The 17,593-nt window shown below is 60.7% G+C and carries 14 protein-coding genes; 3 read left to right on the top strand and 11 right to left on the bottom strand.

What is annotated here, in order from left to right:
• The 11 genes from ABNP31_RS17195 to tssB all read right to left on the bottom strand — a co-directional run bounded on the left by ABNP31_RS17195 (position 1) and on the right by tssB (position 11,565).
• Positions 1-2,067 carry a type VI secretion system Vgr family protein gene (locus ABNP31_RS17195; RefSeq protein ID WP_350012581.1) on the bottom strand — a complete coding sequence of 689 codons (2,067 nt, stop codon included), beginning with the start codon at positions 2,065-2,067 and terminating at the stop codon, positions 1-3.
• 73 nt (positions 2,068-2,140) lie between these two features.
• Positions 2,141-2,656, bottom strand: coding sequence for an Hcp family type VI secretion system effector (locus ABNP31_RS17190; RefSeq protein ID WP_025339902.1), 516 nt, complete (start codon positions 2,654-2,656; stop codon positions 2,141-2,143).
• 134 nt (positions 2,657-2,790) lie between these two features.
• A complete protein-coding gene (gene icmH, locus ABNP31_RS17185) occupies positions 2,791-3,660 on the bottom strand; it encodes a type IVB secretion system protein IcmH/DotU (RefSeq protein ID WP_350012580.1) in 870 nt (289 codons plus the stop codon).
• 1 nt (position 3,661) lies between these two features.
• Positions 3,662-4,999, bottom strand: coding sequence for a type VI secretion system baseplate subunit TssK (gene tssK, locus ABNP31_RS17180; protein WP_350012579.1), 1,338 nt, complete (start codon positions 4,997-4,999; stop codon positions 3,662-3,664).
• A gap of 52 nt (positions 5,000-5,051) precedes the next feature.
• Entirely contained in the window at positions 5,052-5,846 is a 795-nt protein-coding gene (tssJ, locus tag ABNP31_RS17175; protein WP_350012578.1) for a type VI secretion system lipoprotein TssJ, read from the bottom strand.
• On the bottom strand, positions 5,843-6,400 hold the full coding sequence (locus tag ABNP31_RS17170; protein ID WP_350012577.1) for an FHA domain-containing protein: 558 nt from the start codon (positions 6,398-6,400) through the stop codon (positions 5,843-5,845). Before ABNP31_RS17170 ends, tssJ begins: the two co-directional genes overlap by 4 nt.
• Entirely contained in the window at positions 6,397-7,413 is a 1,017-nt protein-coding gene (gene tssG / locus ABNP31_RS17165) for a type VI secretion system baseplate subunit TssG (RefSeq protein ID WP_350012576.1), read from the bottom strand. The genes ABNP31_RS17170 and tssG overlap by 4 nt, the downstream gene beginning before the upstream one ends.
• On the bottom strand, positions 7,377-9,143 hold the full coding sequence (gene tssF, locus ABNP31_RS17160; RefSeq protein WP_350012575.1) for a type VI secretion system baseplate subunit TssF: 1,767 nt from the start codon (positions 9,141-9,143) through the stop codon (positions 7,377-7,379). The genes tssG and tssF overlap by 37 nt, the downstream gene beginning before the upstream one ends.
• Before the next feature lie 3 nt (positions 9,144-9,146).
• Positions 9,147-9,557, bottom strand: a complete 411-nt coding sequence (tssE, locus tag ABNP31_RS17155; RefSeq protein WP_025339895.1) for a type VI secretion system baseplate subunit TssE — start codon at positions 9,555-9,557, stop codon at positions 9,147-9,149.
• Complete coding sequence (gene tssC / locus ABNP31_RS17150) at positions 9,554-11,044, bottom strand: type VI secretion system contractile sheath large subunit (protein ID WP_025339894.1); 1,491 nt, start codon at positions 11,042-11,044, stop codon at positions 9,554-9,556. Before tssC ends, tssE begins: the two co-directional genes overlap by 4 nt.
• A 17-nt stretch (positions 11,045-11,061) precedes the next feature.
• On the bottom strand, positions 11,062-11,565 hold the full coding sequence (gene tssB / locus ABNP31_RS17145; protein WP_025339893.1) for a type VI secretion system contractile sheath small subunit: 504 nt from the start codon (positions 11,563-11,565) through the stop codon (positions 11,062-11,064).
• A gap of 298 nt (positions 11,566-11,863) precedes the next feature.
• Between tssB and vasI the strand changes: the two genes are divergently transcribed.
• The 3 genes from vasI to tssM are packed head-to-tail and all read left to right on the top strand — an operon-like array spanning position 11,864 to position 17,557.
• Entirely contained in the window at positions 11,864-12,496 is a 633-nt protein-coding gene (gene vasI / locus ABNP31_RS17140; protein WP_350012574.1) for a type VI secretion system-associated protein VasI, read from the top strand.
• A complete protein-coding gene (gene tssA / locus ABNP31_RS17135) occupies positions 12,484-13,974 on the top strand; it encodes a type VI secretion system protein TssA (protein ID WP_350012573.1) in 1,491 nt (496 codons plus the stop codon). The genes vasI and tssA overlap by 13 nt, the downstream gene beginning before the upstream one ends.
• Positions 13,949-17,557 (top strand): type VI secretion system membrane subunit TssM, encoded by a 3,609-nt coding sequence (gene tssM, locus ABNP31_RS17130; protein WP_350012572.1) that lies wholly within the window; start codon positions 13,949-13,951, stop codon positions 17,555-17,557. The genes tssA and tssM overlap by 26 nt, the downstream gene beginning before the upstream one ends.
• Positions 17,558-17,593: the final 36 nt, after the last annotated feature.

Genomic DNA, 17,593 nt, shown 5'->3' with positions numbered 1-17,593 from the left:
TCAGTTGAGATCGACATCCTTGCCGTTGATTTGCACAGGCCCTGTGGCACTGAAGTCAAAGTTGCTGCCGTTGATCAGCACGGTACCGTCGGACTTCATCACCAAAGTGGCCTTGCCAACCGTGATGCTCAGTTCGTCGCCTGCGGTGATGCTGAACTTGTTTCCGACCACCACTGACTTATGAATCCCCACCTGTTCGCTCTGGCTAAGCCCAACAGTGGTGTTCATGGCCGCGCCCACGCTCACTTGGTATCCGGCACCGATGGTCAGGGCCTTGGCCAAACCGATGGTTTCTGCCTTGGCCAGCTTGATGGTTTCGGTCTTGTTGGCGCCGATGGTCACGCTGCGGTTGGCGCCAATGCTGATGGTTTCGTTCTTGCCAACGTCTTCGGTGCGGTGGTCGCCGATGGAGATGGTTTCGTTGTGATCGACGCGCTCGCTGCGGTCGTTGCCGACGAAAGTGGTTTCGTTGTGCTTGACGACGTTGTTCTGGTCCTTCTCGGCATGGATGAACACCTCTTGCCGACCCAGCTCATCCTCGAAACGCAGCTCGTTGAAGCCATCCCCCTTGTGGGTCTGGCTCTTGATGGTCATGCGGGTCTTGTGGTCGGGCAGGTCGTAGGGCGGGAGTTGATCGCCGCAATAGGTACGCCCGGTAATCATCGGCTGGTCGGGGTCACCGTTGACGTACTGGATGATCACGTCCTGGCCGATGCGCGGGATCGCCATCGCGCCCCAGCTGCCACCGGCCCAGCCTTGCGACACACGCACCCAGCAGGAGCTGAACTCGTTGTTCTGGCTTTCACGGTCCCAGGGAAAGCTGACCTTCACCCGGCCCCACTCATCGCAATAGATCTCTTCTCCCTTCGGGCCGACCACGGTAGCCATGTGCGGGCCATCAACGCGTGGTTTTGACAGTGGGGCAGGGCGCCATTCGGTCCGGCCGGGGACCAGCACGGCGGTCTGCTCGTAGTGCGTGCTTACATCTGCGCCGGCGGCTTCTTCCTGCAGGCTGGTGAATTGTTTGCCTTTGTGGGTAACCGTGTTCACCCGCCAATGCGCGTTGAGGTCGTCACGTGGGTGACCTGTCAGGGTGAAGCTCAGGCCCGGTTGCAGGCGAACATCGTCACCCTCAACCTCGGCAATACGGACATCATGGCGGAGCGCAGTGATGCGGTTTTCAGTGAACGGCTTGCCGACGGCATCGCGTTTGTAACGGCCTGGGTAATCGAAGAATTCGTACTCTTTGGACTGATGCTCCAAGAAGGGCCCGGCAGCTCTGTGTTCCTGGCGGTAGGCCGGGTTGGTAAAGGTGTAGTCGCGCTGAACCTGGCGAGCGGTGCGCACCTGCTCGCTGTAGCGCAAGCGGCGAAGGCACGGCATGGCTTGGTCGCCACCGCCGGTGGCTTGGTACAGCACGCTGTCAGGGTCTACAGGCTCGTCGACATCAAAGAAGCCCTCGTCGTCATCCTCGGCCTTGATGGTCCCATGGCTGATCAGCCCGAATGACTGCAGCCGATCGGTAATGATCAGCTTGTGCAGCTTTTCACTGTGCGCAAAGCGGTAGACGAAGCCTTCTTCAGCAGCCAGGCGGGCGATGAACGCCAGGTCCGTCTCACCGGCCTGAACGCAGAACTCGCGGACCTGATGGTCCATGCTGGCGCGCAGTTCGTACTGGTTGATGCCCTGGCGCTGGAGCATCATCTCGAGAATTTGCGGGACAGTCTTTTGCTGGAAGATGCGCCAGTTCGAGCGCAGGTCGGCCCGGGCCAGCTGGGGCTCGACCAGCGCGTGATAGTAGGTGCGGTAGAAGCCGCTTTCAGCCTGGCTGAAGCGGCTGACCAGGCCGTGCACGTAGCGCACCGGGCGTTCGCCGTCCCAGATGGTAAAAAGTACGGGCTTGTCGAGCAGGTGGCCGAAGTCGATATCGTTTTCGAAGCTGATGAGTTTCAGCTCCAACTCGAAGGGCATGCTGATCCCCTCTCGGAGTTCGAACGACACCACTTCGAATTCAGCTTTTCCAACTAAAGGCTGGAAGCTGTAACGCAAATCAGATTGGCTAGGCATAAGCAATCCTTGTCCGCCGTCTGAAGTAATACAAAGTCCGGGCAGGTATACCCACCCGGAGCATTCGTAAATATCAGGCGGCGGGTGCGCGCCAGTCGTCAGACCCTTCAGTATTGGCCACATCGTGCGCCCAAGTGATCTTTCGATAGGTCAGCGCAACCTCGATCAGCTGCGTGTAGTTTTCGTTCTCCTTGTCTTGAGCGTGAGGTAACACGGTGTTGATGCTGACGATGGTGGCGTCTTCGAGTTTGGTCGTGAAGAAGTGCTCCTGTTTGCCTTCCATTGAAGTGCGGTACCAGTTGACTTCAACGGTCGGCAGCATTTCGCCAGTGGCCAGCGCTTGATACATCAGAGGCGTGGCCTTGTTCAGCGAACTGGTGAACTTGAGCGGCTTGTGCACGCGCTGACCGGTGGGTTGGCCGTTCTGCGGGTCAGTAGGCGTGGTCACCTCATGCTGGATTTCCTGAACCAGGATTTCATCTTCATGGCCTTCCTGGTAAACATTGCCGACGGATTCAGCGGTAAATGCGCCAGCAGTGATGTTGCCTTGAGTTTGACCAATGATCTTGATGTAAGCGGGTGTTGGCATGGCAGTTTCTCCTGCGTCCATGTGGATATAAACACGCGCACCCAGGGTGGCGTGGCCATCGGGAACGATGGGCTTGTCAACGAAGCAAACGCTTCGCTAATTCCTTGAAATCAGTTGAGCCGTGTGTGGGCTCGCTACTGCTGCAAGATGCCGTTCAGCGACTCCAGCACCTCGGTGGTAATGAGGTGCAGGCGGTAGCTGTAGATGCCGTAGGCCACCGCCATGGCGAGGGCGGAAATGACCAACGGACTCCACCACGGCCATTGCCGGTTCATGCGGAAGTTGCTTGGGGCGACGTTGGTGTACGGATCGCAGACGGTCTCCGGCGTAGGGCCGCGCAGCTCGCGAATGATCCCGTGCAGTTGATGTATCAATGCGTTGAGGGATTCTTCGCCCTTCGGCGCGATGGCGTACTTGCCCTTCAAACCGAGGCAAAGCGCGAAGTACATGAACTCCAATACGTCCTGGTAACGTTTGGGTTCCTGCATGAGGCGCGACAGCACGGTGAAGACTTTCTCTCCACCCCAGGTTTCGTCGTGGAAGATGCTGAGCAGGGGTTCCTGGCTCCAGCAGCTGGTTTTACCCCAAGGCCTGTCCATGACAGCTTCGTCGATGAAAAGGCAAAGACCGTATGAGTACGCCAGCAACTGAGCGGGCTCGTAGCCGTGCTGGCGCATCTCTTCCCGCACGTTTTCGATCTGGTTGCGCACCTGCTGGTGCACCTGCTTGATGTTGGGCAAGGCATCCAGTGTGCGCAGGCGTATCACCAGGCCGAACAGTGGCGCGGCTGCATCCAGCATCAGGTTGTCGTAGCCGCCACGTAGCTGGAAATCTGGGTCTGCCGGGTAGCCTTCATACACCGGCTCTGCCTTCGGCTTTCGCTCAGCGCCATCAGCCGCTGCTGGTGCGGGTGAGTCGTTGGACAAAGACGCCTCGAGCATTGCGTGCAGTTGCTCGCTTTCGACCTGTTCGGCATCAGTTGGGGGGCTGTTTTCTTCTTTCATTTCATTCACTCCTGATCGCCCAGAACTGCAGTTCCAGCCCCGGGAACTCCCCTGCGACATGGATACCGAAGCCACTGGATGCCTCCATGCCCGCCCAGGCCGGGGAACGACGGTCCAGCTCGAAGTAGGTGAAGCCTGCATGGAAGGGCAGATCCCGAGGAGCCACGGGCAGCGGCACCAGTGGAATCCCCGGAAGCTGCAGCGGCACTACCTCGTTCAACGACTCCAGCGAGACGACCTTTGCTTTCTGCACGAACATTCGACGCAATGTCTGAGGCGGCATGTTGGCTCGCACTGCCAGAATGAAGTCGGCCTCGTCGATCAGGCGGCGATCCTCCAGCGTGGTTGTCAGCAAGCCGTACTCCAGCGTCTCCAGCGGCAGCGAAACGGCGCGGGGTTGCAGCACCGTGCTCAGTGCCCGGCGTAGCGTGTCCTCCAGCGGCTTGAAGGAGGTGCGCAGCGCGGTATGGTGATAGGCGGGGTATTCCTGCGGCAGCCGGCTCTCGTCGGTAAACGTCACGAACTCGCCACAGGCCTGGCTCATGCACAGGTACAACTGTTCGGGGTGGGTCTGCCCTTGCCTGGCCAGATGCTGGAAGCATGGCCACCAGCGGTTCATGGCCTGCAGCAAGTTGAAGTCGCGAATGTCGGCGATGCCGGACTGCCCTGAGGCGCCAATGCGGGCGGCGAGGTTGCGCGCACGTTCGCGCAGGGAGTTGGTGATTTCTTCCAGATACCGTTGCAGCGCGGGTACGGCGCGCACTGAAACGCTGGTGGGATAGAAGCCTTCATCCAGTTGCAGGCTGCCATCGGGGCGCCGTTCCAGAATGCGCGTCACGGCCAGGCGGGTGTAGGCGCTGCTGTCGTCGGCCTTGCGTTTGAGCTGCAGGTTGGGCACCGCCAGGTCAACCTGTACCAGGTCACCGTCGGCGCTGTGTGTGTCCTTGATTTCCAGGGCCTGGGCGCTGTAACGGAAGTTGGCGGGGTTATCGGGCCAGCTTACTTCACGGCCACCTTCGGTGCGCAGCGGCAGGCACAGGTAGATCTCGCTGTCTTTCGCGCCGTCGTCTTCGATTTCCAGCGGTGGCGGTGGTGGCAGGTCTGCAGGGATATCGAACACCGTGCCGTCCGGCATGATACCCCGTGCACGGGTGATGGCGACCTTGCCCAGGCTCAGATACTCGTCGTTCAACTGCAGCTCGCTGAAGCCATAGAAGGCTGCATTCAGGCTGCCAAGACGTTGATGCAGGGACGCTTCGGCGGCACGAGCAGCTTGCTGGAAATGCTGTGGTTTGACGAACAGGCCTTCCGGCCACAGGACAGGGTTACGTGAACTCATGAGCGCTCCATGTCAGCGTGAGTAAGCGAGAAGGGCAGGGTTACAGGCGCCATCAGTCTTCCTCCTTGAGCAGGAGCTGCGTGTCGTTGAGCAACACCGACAGGATGATCTGGTGCCCGCGGGGCGGAATGCGCAGCACTTGGCTCCAGGTGGCGTTTTCCTGGTTCCGGTAGTCGGCGATCACCGCGACGAAGCGCGTTTCGGCCTCGATGGGCGCAAAGGGGATGAACTTGAACTGGCCAGGGCGCAGCAGGTAATCGTCATCGCGTATGTAGGTGCTGCGCAGCGCCTCGGCAGGGTCCTTGTCCAGCAGTTCGTAAACGCTGTTGCGCAAGAGAGAGTCGTCGCGCAGTTGCAGGATCTTCACGGCCATGGGCGTGGCGACGGGCTCGGCGGCTACGGTGGTGGTGTGCGGCAAGGTCAGCACCACGGTCGGGTCGTCGTAGCTGCCCGGGGTACTTTCTTCCATGGGGGAGCGCGCCGGATCCTCGCCATCGTCAACTGGCGAATCGACAGGCGACATGGCCGGGAATTGTTCCTGCAGGTACTCGAACAAGGCCCCGACTTTCTCGGTCAGCACGTAGGGGTCGCCTGCACTCAGGCTGACCGCGTAAGGGCTGGGCTCCACAACCGGCCCGGGCTCGGGCGCCACCTCAAGGCTGTTCGGGTTGCCATTGAGCGTTGGGCTGGCGTTGATGCTGAACGCGACCTGGGTGGGGTGTTCCCCGGGCGGTCCGACGGGCAATGAAGGGTCCATCACCACCTGGCCAATCTTGCTCAGGGAGGTGCAACCCGAGAGCCCGATCAGCGCCGTCAGCAGGGCGGCCACGCATGTTGGACGCATCATGGTCGCTCTCCTGCAATCAGGTGTTCCAGTGGGCTCTGCTGCGCTGGCGCTGCCTCTGTGTCCAGTGCCGCCAAGGGGTCGTTGCCCATGCCCGGTTCGAATGCCGAGCAGATGTCCGCGACAGTCTGGGGGGCGGTTGCAGCGGCATGACAAGCCTCGGGTGGAACATCCAGCAACCAGTGATCAAGGGTTCTCTGTTCAGGGCTGAACAGGTCCTCCAGTGAGCGTGCGTCGGCCTGCGCAAGCTGGGCCTGCAGCCGATAGGCGCCAATGCGCAACTGGTCACCCTCGAGCAGCCGCCTGGCGGTAAGCGACCCCAGGCTGTGGAGGCTGTCGTTCAGGTAGGTGCGCTGACAGCGATCGATGACGCAGAAGCTGCCCTCGATCCAGCGGATCTCGCAATGGATCGGTGCAACGGTCTGGTCACGGTCGTTGATCTGCCAGGTGGCCGTCGCGCTGCCGATGGTGCCGCCTGTGCGATCGAACTGATGTCGGGCAGTGACGTTGTGTTGCAACTGATCCAGGTTGGTGATGCTCAAGGTCAAAATGCTCATGAGCGCCCCCGGAACCGCACCACAGGGCTGCTCTGGCCGTGACGGTCATCGACGAAGCTGGTCCAGCCCAGGTAGGCACCCAGGCTACGGTGCAGGCAAAAGGGCGGCAGTGCGTTCTGCTTCAGGCGCAGCTCCAGGTCGTAGGCCAGGCCATCACGCAGCAGGAAGTCGATCAATGCCCGTAACCGGCCGAAGTTGATGCCGCTGGGCAGCAGGTCATGCAATTGCGCTGGGTCGAGTTCGCTGATCACGATGGTGAACTTGCTGCTGCGTGTTCGCGTGCGGCTGCCCACCATGAAAGTGCTGCCCAGTTCGCCGTTGCTGCGGCCAAGGCTGACCAGTTGCTTGGCGGCAGTAGGGACCGAGCGGGTTTCGAACTCGCGGATCTGTACCTGCTTCAAGTCGAAGCAGTGGGCGATGATGCCGGCGACCGTGCCCGGCGCACGGCTGCGGCTGGCAATGACGCCGGCGAAACTGAGCAGCCGGCTCCACGGCAGTGCCGTGTCCCCGCGCAACTGTCTGTCATTCAACCCGAGCAGGGCAAAGATGTACTGGGAGAACCCATCGGTAGCTCCCGGCTGAAAGCGGATGTAGTAGCGATATTTACGCCAGATGCGATGCAGCAGGCTGAGCAGGTAGTGGTTGAAGAAATCGAAGAACGCCGGCCGCACACCGATGCCCTGTGCATGCTCGTATGCCACCTGCTCCAGATAATAGGTGGGCAGCGGCGAGTCGGTGCCATGCAAACCCATGAAGGTGGTGCACACGCGGTAGCGGTCAGCTTCCCCGGGCATGCGTTCGACCTTGGATATGTCGGAAACCGGGAAACTCAGCCGCGGGTCACTGGCAAGCCGCACCCTCAGCCGGGTGGCCTGATCTGGCCAGCGTGGTTCCAGGTCATCCCCGTGCAAGCCGTGCAGGCGTTCCAGCAACTGGAAGAAGTTGTACTGGTGCGCCTCGGCGAACAGCTTGTCGGCTAGATCAGCGGTTGTTTGCCGGTCTGGATTGGCCATGTGTAGTGCTCGTTGTTGGTGGTGTTGATCACTTCCAGTTGGTGGAAGGAATTGATGCTGGCGTACAGGGCGAAGAAGTGCGCGAGCACGCAACCGAACAGGTACAGGTCGCCTTCGCAGAGGAATGCGCTTTGATCCAGCTTCAGCCGCGTGCGCAAGCCACGAATGGGCTGGCCCTTGATCAGCCAGTCCAGCGGCTCTGTTTGCACATCACGGATGCCATCGAGGCGTTTGCGGGTGGTGCGTGTCTGCTGGATGTCGTGCAAGGCCGCGAAGTCGTAAGCGCGGATGACCGCTTTCAGTGGCTCGGCCGAGAGCAGCGACAGGTAGTTGAGCGACATGTTGGAGATCAGGGCCCACTGCAACTGGCCATCCAGCACCGGCCGGTAGGGGCGGGTGGGGGCACGGATGTTGGTATAGGTGGTCAGGGGCGGCGTGATCTCGGTGAGCACGTTGATGTCATCGATACCCAACGCCAGCGGCAGGTCGCGGTTGGTGCAGGTCAGGTCGATGGACGCTGTTTCCAGCTCGCCGATGTAGGCGTTGGCATCGGCGCGCACGAAAGCGATGCGGTGGGTGACGCCATCACCGCGCAGGGAGTCCTCGAGTGTGTAGCGGTAGTACAGCGCCGTGCGCCCTTGCACATGCTCGATCTCATGGGCGAACGACTCGAAGGGGCGGAAGGTTCTCAGGTGCTCACCGGTACTTCCGTCAGTCGTGGTGCGGGTGCTGATGACCCGATCGACACTGAAGATTTCATAGGCGTGCCGCTCCTTGCCTCTGGGCACAAGCTCGACCTGGGCGGGCCGGTTGGACAGGTCGATGGGCTCGGCGCTGTGGCTGAGCAGGTTCACTGCCGGGGTGCAGAACAGGCGGAAGTCTGCTTTGCCGACACGCAGCGAATCCGGTAACTGTCGGGTGAAGTGAAATTCGAGGCCGACCCGCTGAGTCGCTTGATCAGGCCAGATTTTCTCCAGGCCGGTGATGCTGACGAAGTGGAAACGCTCGGGAAATACGAAGTACTCCTGCAGGATCCGGTAACCGTCAAAGACGTTCTGTGGGTAAGGCAGCAGCGCTTCGTCCGGGCTGAAGCCTGGGAACACGATGCTGCTGGCCGGCAGCCGGCGTACCCCACCATTGACTGTCACGCAGACATGCTTGAGGTATTGAGCGATCCACAGGTACAGCGTGCGGGCAGTTTGGGTGTCACCGCTCAGGTGAAAGTCGAGGCTGGCGCAGCCCAGGGTGTTCAGCGGCCGCTCGACCAAGGTTTGCAGGCCGATGCGAACCACCGAACTGTCGAGTGTCTGGGTTGCATTCACCGACTCGATCTCGAACGGGTGAATGTCCACCGCCGTGCAGGTGCGGAACTCGCAGGGCACCCCATCCACGGGGCTGGAGAACAACCGCGAGCCTTTGGCGATGGGTTGCGACTGGCTGAGCGCTTGCTTGCGCGGCGTGAACTGGATGATCGTGGCGCTCGGCAGGGGCCGCAGGTAGTTGGGCCACAGCAACTGCAGCATGGGGTGCGTCAGCTCGGGCAGGTCGTCCTCCAGCTTGAGCCGCAGTTTGGCCGTGAGGAATGCAAAGGCTTCCATCAGGCGTTCGACATCCGGGTCGCTGCCACCCTTGCCGAGCAGGCGGGCGAGTTGTGGGTTGTCCTGGGCGAAGTCGTTCCCCAGTTCATGGAGGTAACGCAACTCTTCGCTGAATCGGTCCTTGAGTGACATAGGTCACCTCACTCGGGTGTGGCGGTTATGGCCATTGACCAGCAGCTCCAGTTGCAGCTGCTCCGTGTGGTTGTTGACCTGCACGTGGCAGTCCAGCCTGAAATGCAGTTCCAGCGGGGCATGGCAATCGGGGACGGCCTTGAGCGCGCGCACGTGCACACGCGGCTCAAAGCGCTGAATGGTGCGGCGGATGTCCGCGCTCACCTGTTTCAGCAGGTCGCCACTGCTTGCGTCGTGCCCGTTGAAGTCACTCAGGCCCAGCTCAGGGCTGCTTTGCGAGCAACCCTGGCGAGCATTGAGCAGCGTTTCCAGGTGGCGCTTGATGGCGGCGAACTTCTGGGTAGCGTTCTCTTGCCTGGAGGGCACCCGGCTTGCGAGTTGATCCGTCACCAAACGGTCGAAAAATCCACTCATTGGGTATCAAGCCGACCGACCAGGGAGATCTCGAAATTCGCCCCCATGTACTTGAAGTGCGGGCGCACGGCGAGCGAGACCTGATACCAGCCCGGGTCACCGGCAACGTCCGACACCTCGACCCTTGCCGCACGCAATGGGCGACGGCTGCGCACATCGGCTGACGGGTTCTCCTGGTCGGCGACGTACTGCCGGATCCATTTGTTCAGTTCGGACTCAAGGTCCTTGCGCTCTTTCCAGCTACCGATCTGCTCGCGCTGCAGCACCTTGATGTAGTGGGCCAGCCGGTTGACGATGAACAGGTAGGGCAGCTGGGTGCCGAGCTTGTAGTTGGTTTGCGCTTGCAGGCCTTCCGGGGTCTTGGGAAAGTTCTTCGGCTTCTGTACCGAGTTGGCCGAGAAGAACGCGGCGTTGTCGCTGTCCTTGCGCATGGTCAGGGCGATGAAGCCCTCTTCGGCCAGCTCGAACTCCTTGCGGTCGGAGATCAGGACTTCGGTCGGAATCTTGGCCTGCAGCTGACCCAGTGACTCGTACAGGTGCACCGGCAGGTCCTCGACGGCACCACCCGACTGCGGGCCTATGATGTTCGGGCACCAGCGGTAGCGGGCAAAGCTGTCATTGATGCAGCTGGCCAGCAGGAAGGCGGAGTTGCCCCACAGATAGTTGTCGTGCCGCCCGGCGATGTCCTCGTCGTAGGTGAAGCTCTGGACCGGGTTTTCTTGCGGGTGATAGGCAGAGCGGAGCATGAATCGCGGCCCGGTCAGCCCGGTATGACGGGCATCCTCGCTTTCACGGAACGCACGCCACTTGGCATGCCGGGGGCCGGCGAAAATGTCCTTGATCTCCTTCAGATTGGGCAGCTCTTCAAAGCTGCTCAGGTTGAAGAACTCAGGAGAGGGCGCCGCGAGAAAAGGTGCGTGTGCCATGGCACCGACCGAGGCCATGTAACTCAGCAGTTTTATATCGGGAGAAGAGGGGCCGAAGCTGTAGTTGCCAACCATCGCAGCAACGGGTTCACCACCAAATTGGCCATAACCTGCGGTGTAAACATGCTTGTAGATGCCGCTGCAAGTGATATCGGCGGCATTCTCGAAGTCATCGAGCAAGTCATCTTTGCTGACATGCAAGACTTCAAGCTTGATGTTCTCGCGGAAGTCGGTTCGGTCGACCAAAAGTTTGAGGCTGCGCCACGCGGATTCAAGTTGCTGGAACTCGGGCTGATGCAGGATTGCATCCATCTGCCTGCTGAGCACCCGATCCAGTTCAGCGATCATCTGGTCGACGCGATGTTTGTTGATGAGTTGATCAGGGTCATGGCTTTTAAGGATTTCGGCGATAAAAGCAGATACACCCTGGCGAGCGACTTGATAGCCCTCTTGAGTAGGTACCAACTTGGTTTCTGCCATGATCTGGTCGAGCAGGGTGGCGTTGCTCAGTGTTTCGGTTGTTGTTTCAACCGCGACGGTCGTGCTGTTTTGCTTTGGCATGGGGACGCTCCGTTGTCTCAGTCTTCTTTTGGCGCCTCGAGCACCAGGTCAAGTTCTTCTGCCAGTTGTTTGCGTGCCTGTTCGTTGTTCAGCAGGTGCTGCAGTTGCTTGCGGAACGTGGGCACGTTGCCCAGTGGGCCTTTCAGTGCGACCAATGCCTCGCGAAGCTCCAGCAGCTTGTTCAGCTCCGGTACCTGGCGGGCGATGCTGTCTGGCCCGAAATCGTTGATGGACTTGAACTGCAGGTTGACCGCCAGCTCTGCGTCGGGGGCAGTGCTGAGCATGGATGGCACGGACATGGCGAGGCTGACATCGGCGTCGTTCAACACATTGTTGAAACTGTGTTTGTCGATTCGCATGATCGAACGGTCTTCCAGCGCGCGGGCATCATCCAGGCCGAAATCGCCTAGGACCAACATCTTGTGCGGCAGCTCTACCTCGGCTTGTTCGCCGTCGGTGGCCGGTACGTACTTGATGTTTATGCGTTCTTTGGGTGCAACGGAGCCTGAGCTTTTACTCATGAGTTTCAGCCTTCGTGAAGTTTTAATATATGTAGGAAGCGTCCTACAAAGTTATGTTTAAATTAAACGTAATTGGCTTCTCGCTATGTGCGTGTAAAAAACCATGCACCGAAAAAATATTGTGCGTCGAGCGTGAAAGTGTAAGGAAATATTTGGTTGTGAATATTGTTTTGTCTGTACTAGCCTTTGTTTCGTTTCGATGCTCCACTATCCAGTAATTGTATTTGATGACTACTGTTGAAGCGTGACTGGCCAGTCGGGTAGCGCTGTTGCCGTATTTGATGAGTGAGTGAAACCAATGATTGTCCGCTATGCATATGGCGTTGGGCTTTCGATGTTGCTCTCCCTGGCGCCAAGTTTGGCAAGCCAGGCCAGGGACTGCCCGCAGATCGTTTCCAACATCGAACGTCTGGCTTGTTTCGACCAGGCCGCTGGCACCCCGGCGCATGTGACGAAACTGCAATGGTCCGCGCCGGAGCAGGATTCGCCCACGCTGCGCCGTGTGATGACCCATGAGGCGGGGCGGTCGCCGGAAGAGCTGACGTTTCGCCTCGAAAAAGGGGATGACGGGCTGATGATCTCGGCGCCCGCAATCGCTTCGGTCGCACCGTACCCCTACCTGGTGATCAGTTGTGTGCAGAACATTTCCAGGTTGCAACTGGTTACCGCACAACCCATCGATGCCGGCCGGGTGATGGTGCGATTGCAGGGGGAGCGTGGCTCCACTCTCGCTACCCCCTGGCAGGTGACGGAGAACGGCCAGGTGCTTGACGCTGGCAGGGGCTTGCCGGGCATCGAGCAGATCAAGCCACTGATCGGGGCCCATCGCATTCAGGTCGAGAGCGACAACCCAGCCGTTGATGGGCTGGTTTTCGACGCTCAGGGGCTGGACCCACTCATCGATGAGGCGCGCAAGGCATGTCGCTGGTAGCAGAGGTCACCGCACAGGAAATTGCCCGGTTGCTTGCGCCCATCGACGCGCAGAACCCTGCCGGCCTGTTCGATGCGGAGAACGAAACCTACCAGGCCATCGACCAGGAAATGGTCAAGCTGGGTGGGTTGCAGGAGCCTTCCATCGACTGGGCGTATATCGAAGAAGCGTCCCGCCAGTACCTGGGCCAAGAGTGCAAGCACCTGCGCATCGCCGCCCACCTGGGTGTCGCTTGGCTGCGCAGCCAATGCTGGGAGCGCTGGGGTTTTACCCTCGCACTGCTGGCCGGCATGGTCGAAGCCTATTGGGAAAGCGCATACCCGAAACCGGGCCCCAAAGGGTTCCTCGGCAAGCGCAAGCTGGTTGGCCTGATGATCAACCGTTTGCTCGTGGCGTTGCCGCGCCTGGACCGTTTCACGTTCAGCCCCGCGTACGCCGCGGCGGCTCAGGGCGCGTTGCAACGCCTGCAACAGCAGCGGGAAGCAGCGCAGCTCGATGAAGCGGCCCTTGGCGAACTGGAGCGCCTGCTACGCAAGCACACGGAACTTTCAAACGGCCTTGCCGAGCCCACCACGGACAAGCCCCCTGCAAAAGGCATCAAGGCTGCGCCACTGGCCGAGGTCATCGCCACACCAATGCCCCGTGTGTCGTTGGGCAACGAGCGGGAATCACGAAGGGCCATGCTGACCATGGCCGAGCTGATCAACCAACAGGACCCTTACGATCCTGCTGGCTACCAATTGCGTCGGTTCGGCTTGTGGGCGCACATCCAGACGCCGCCTCAAACCAGGCAGGGCAACCGCACGGAACTGATGGCGGTGCCGCAGGACATTGCCGGGGACTATGAAGATGCCATTGCCGCTACTGCAATCGACGCGGCCCTGCTGCAGCGGATCGAAAAGAGCGTGACGGCTTGCCCCTACTGGATTCGCGGCAGCTTTCTGGCAGCGAGCGCTGCCACGCGGCTGGCGATGGGCGAGGTGGCTGAGGCCATTCGCGCTGCGACCGCGCGGTTCGTGCAGCGCATGCCCGCGCTGCAGCAGTTGTGCTTCAGCGACGGCAAGGTATTTGTCGATGACCAATGTCTGGCGTGGCTCAGGGGCGCACAAGGGCAATCCGATTCGGACGCAGCCTCTCAGGAGTTCGCCACGTTGCGAGAGGAGCTGGCCTGCCAACTGGAAACCAGCGGCGTGGAAGCGGTGTTGCTCAGGCTGCAGGGCATGCAGGCAGGCTTCCGCAGCCTGCGTGAGCGCTGCCATACCACGGTGATCGCGGCTGACCTGCTGGCTGCTCGGGGCGTGTCCTGGTTAGCCCAGGACTTGTGCGCAGGCGTTGCCCGAACGATGCAGGAAACCACCGCCAGCGCCTGGGAGCCTGAGGTGTTTCAACGCCTTCAGCAGTACGCGTGCACGGTCCATCACGGGCTGATTGGAACAAGGAACGGGAGTCAGGATGAATCAACTGTGGAAGCATCTTAAACGTTGGGGCTTGCCCCTGCTGGCCCGCATCGGCCTGGCCATGCCGCTGCTGCTCGGGCTGGGTGCCGCATTGATGCTGGTTGCAATCTGGTGGCTCGGCCCGCAATGGGTCTGGCGCGAGCAGCAGCCGCTGGCTAGCGTGGCGCATCGCGGCTTGGCCAGCCTGGCGCTTGTATTGGTGCCGCTACTCTGCTGGCTTTTGGTGCTGCGCAGGCGTTTTCGCCGTTTGCAGGCCGAACGCAAGCAGGCGGTGGACGCTGAACTGGACAACGTGTTGCCTTTCGTCCAGGCACAGGAGAAAGCCTTGGACCAAGGGCTGGCACGCTATCTGGACAATGCGGGTGGCAGGCGTGCCTTGTACCGACTGCCGTGGTACCTGGTGGTGGGCGACCAACAGGCCGGCAAGACCAGCTTCATCGACCGTACCGAACAGAGTTTTTCCCTGACACGTATCGACAAGGCACAAGCGCGAGGCAGGCAAGCGCAAGTGCTGGCTTATCCGATAGGCTGGTGGGTCAGCAACGATGCGGTGATCATCGACCCGCCGGGCGCTTTCGTCCGTCAGGAATCGTTGGCAGGGTCATCAGCCGAGGAGTCGGACACGTCGAAAGCACCACCCGCCACCTCGGCCAGGTTGTGGGAACACATGCTGGGCTGGCTGGTGCGTAACCGAAGCCAGAGAGCACTCAACGGCTTGCTGTTGGTCGTTGACCTGCCTGCGCTATTGCATGGCACGCCTGAGCAACGTGTCGCCTTGGCGCATGTGCTACGCACGCGGCTGTATGAAGTGAGCAGTCAGTCGGGCTCGCGCTTGCCGCTGTATGTGGTACTGGCCAAATTCGATCTGCTGGACGGTTTCGACCAGCTTTACGCTGGGCTTCCCGCCGCCATGCGGGAAAACATGCTGGGCTTCACCTTCAAACTGGATGCGGTCGGCACGTTCGATGCCTGGCTGGACGAATATGGCGATCATTACGATCGGTTGATCAGGCGATTGTTTGAACAGGTAGTGGACCGGCTCGATGTATTGGGCGGTGCGCCATTGCGAGTTCGCTTGTTCTCGTTGCATGCCCAGTTGATCGGGCTGCGTCCGATACTGTTGGCCTTCCTGAAAGAAACCCTCGCAAGTGACCGCTTCACCACGCCTGCCTTGGTACGCGGCGTGTACTGGTCTTCGGTCATGCAGCAGGGCGACATGCTCAATGCGTTCGTGCGTGAGGCGGCACAGCCGTACAAGACCGAGTTTCCGCTGCGTGAAGGCAAGGCGCAGGGGCAGGCGCTGGTCTACTTCATTCAGCACGCCTTCCGGCGAGTCATCTACCAGGAGGCCGGCCTTGCCGGGGACAACATCAAGGTAGCGCGCAGCAAACGTCGGTTGCTCTGGGTGGGTTCTGCAGTAGGCGTTCTGGCCTTCAGTGTCGCCACCGCCAGTTGGCAACGCTACTTTGACATCAATGGCGCCAAGGCCGCCAATGTGCTCGCCAAGAGCAGAGAGTACAGTCATCACGAGGTGGACCAGCGTCTGGACCCCTCCGGGCGCAACCTGCTGGAACCGCTGGACCAGATACGCGATGCCGTGTCGGTGTTTGGCAACTATCGTGCCGCGTGGCCGGGTGTTTCCGACCTTGGTTTGTATCAGGGGCGCGCCATTGGCCCACGCGTCGACGAGGCCTACCTGAGCCTGCTCTCCAGGCGCTTTCTGCCAGCCTTGGCCAGCGGTGTGATCGATGCCATGGACGCCGCGCCGCCGGGCAGCGAACAGCAGATGGCTGCGCTTCGGGTTTATCGAATGCTGGAGGACCGCCAGAGCCGCCGCCCCGAATGGGTCGAGGACTGGATGGCCCGCCAGTGGCAACAGAAGTTCCCCGGGCAGGGGCAATTGCAACGCGACCTCATGCGGCACTTGAAGTATGCCTTGGCCTATGCAGATACCGAACTTCCGCAGTACAGCCAGCGTATGGCACAGGTGCAGCAGGTGCTGCGCAAGGTACCACTGCCAGAGCGGGTCTACGCGAGCCTGAAACAGCAGGCTGGCGAGCAGTTGAATGCCGGCCTGGACCTGCGTCATCAGGTGGGGCCAGCATTCGATTTGGTGTATCAGTCCTCACCCGGCTTCAGGCAGGGGGAGGGTGTCCTGATAGCGCCAATGCTCACCGCCAAGGGCTTCAAAGAGTACTTCGAGCCACGTAGCCAGCGGTTTGCAGAGATGGCGATGATCGACCAGTGGGCACTGGGCGAGCGCGACCAGCTCGATTACTCGGATGCCGACCGGGAGGCGCTGGGCGAGCGGCTACGTAACCTGTACAGCGCCGATTTCATTGACAGTTGGCGGCGTGCCTTGAACGCCTTCTCGGTGGCCGACTTCCGCGACCTGGATCATGGTGTCGCAATCCTGCAGCAGTTGACCGGGTCAGCAGCGCCCCTGCATCGGTTGCTGGACACAGTGAGGGACAACACTTCGCTTTCATCAGCCGTTGTCGCTGAGGCAGCCGGGGAGGTCGAAGCGTTGCAGCCGACAAGTGGCAGGCCTGATCAACAACAGGCCTGGGCCATTCAGCGGGCCTTTGCCGGGCTGAGTGCCATGCTGCAGGCAACCGGTGAGAAACCCAGCTACTACGACGAGACTCTTGCTGCCATCGCGGCCGTGCACGACTACGCCAAGGCGGTGCAGGACAGCCCCGACCGAGGCAAGGCCGCGCTGCAGGCCGTGCATCAGCGATTCTCGATGACAGGGCAAGACCCCATCGGCACCCTGCAGCGGGTGGCCACCGGCTTACCGGAACCGATCAACCACCAGGTCAGAAAAATGGCCGATCAAACAGCACAAGTGCTGAATGTCGAAGCCCTGCGCGAATTGGAGCGACGCTGGGACGCCGAGGTGTACAGCTTCTTCCAGCAGCGCCTGGCAGGGCGCTACCCCTTCGTCGTGAAAGCTCCCGACGCTTCGCTGGACGACTTTGAAGCCTTCTTCGGGCCGAAGGGGCGGCTGCAGCAGTTCCATGATCAATACCTGAAGGTCTTCCTGAGGGATAACCTCGAAGCCCTGCAGGCCGGCCAGCAGGGGCAGTCGCTGATCCGCAGTGATGTGCTCGAACAGCTGGAGCGGGCAGATCGTATCCGTGAGACCTTCTTCGATCAGCGCGGCAACCTCAGTGTGCAGTTCAGCATCGAGCCGTTGGGCCTGAGTGCCAACCAGCGTACAAGCTTGCTGGACCTGGACGGTCAATTGATTCCCTACACCCATGGCCCGAGCCAGATCACCGGTATCGTCTGGCCCAATACCTTGGGGCAGCAGGTGCGCAGTAACCTGACCTTGCTCCGGCAGAACGGGAACAGCAGCAGCCTTGAGTACCGTGGCCCCTGGTCGATGTTCCGCTTGCTCAGCCGTGGCTCGCTCAATGGGCGCACGGCGACCAGCGTGGACCTGAGCTTCAGGGCCGGCGATGGTGTGATGCGCTACAGGCTTAACGCGCAGAAAGCCTTCAACCCTATCACGCAAGAGCCTTTCAAAGGTTTCCAGTTGCCACGAGGGTTGCTGCAGAAGTCGCCCAAGCTGGGGCCGACCACGCAGGCCGGCTTGTGAGGTTGGCGTCTCGTTTTCTGCTCTGAAGAAGCAGCG

The sequence above is a fragment of the Pseudomonas asiatica genome, from assembly GCF_040214835.1.
GTDB lineage: Bacteria > Pseudomonadota > Gammaproteobacteria > Pseudomonadales > Pseudomonadaceae > Aquipseudomonas > Aquipseudomonas putida_Z.
The sequence above is the reverse complement of the archived record's forward strand: the minus strand, read 5'-3'. Positions and strand labels throughout refer to the sequence as shown.

Excerpts from the sequence above, each read along its gene's own strand:
- tssB (WP_025339893.1), bottom strand. The coding sequence starts at position 11,565 with ATGAGTAAAAGCTCAGGCTCCGTTGCACCCAAAGAACGCATAAACATC.
- vasI (WP_350012574.1), top strand. The coding sequence starts at position 11,864 with ATGATTGTCCGCTATGCATATGGCGTTGGGCTTTCGATGTTGCTCTCC.
- icmH (WP_350012580.1), bottom strand. The coding sequence starts at position 3,660 with ATGAAAGAAGAAAACAGCCCCCCAACTGATGCCGAACAGGTCGAAAGC.
- tssF (WP_350012575.1), bottom strand. The coding sequence starts at position 9,143 with ATGTCACTCAAGGACCGATTCAGCGAAGAGTTGCGTTACCTCCATGAA.
- ABNP31_RS17170 (WP_350012577.1), bottom strand. The coding sequence starts at position 6,400 with ATGAGCATTTTGACCTTGAGCATCACCAACCTGGATCAGTTGCAACAC.
- tssE (WP_025339895.1), bottom strand. The coding sequence starts at position 9,557 with ATGAGTGGATTTTTCGACCGTTTGGTGACGGATCAACTCGCAAGCCGG.
- tssK (WP_350012579.1), bottom strand. The coding sequence starts at position 4,999 with ATGAGTTCACGTAACCCTGTCCTGTGGCCGGAAGGCCTGTTCGTCAAA.
- ABNP31_RS17190 (WP_025339902.1), bottom strand. The coding sequence starts at position 2,656 with ATGCCAACACCCGCTTACATCAAGATCATTGGTCAAACTCAAGGCAAC.
- tssC (WP_025339894.1), bottom strand. The coding sequence starts at position 11,044 with ATGCCAAAGCAAAACAGCACGACCGTCGCGGTTGAAACAACAACCGAA.
- tssM (WP_350012572.1), top strand. The coding sequence starts at position 13,949 with ATGAATCAACTGTGGAAGCATCTTAAACGTTGGGGCTTGCCCCTGCTG.
- tssA (WP_350012573.1), top strand. The coding sequence starts at position 12,484 with ATGTCGCTGGTAGCAGAGGTCACCGCACAGGAAATTGCCCGGTTGCTT.
- tssJ (WP_350012578.1), bottom strand. The coding sequence starts at position 5,846 with ATGATGCGTCCAACATGCGTGGCCGCCCTGCTGACGGCGCTGATCGGG.
- ABNP31_RS17195 (WP_350012581.1), bottom strand. The coding sequence starts at position 2,067 with ATGCCTAGCCAATCTGATTTGCGTTACAGCTTCCAGCCTTTAGTTGGA.
- tssG (WP_350012576.1), bottom strand. The coding sequence starts at position 7,413 with ATGGCCAATCCAGACCGGCAAACAACCGCTGATCTAGCCGACAAGCTG.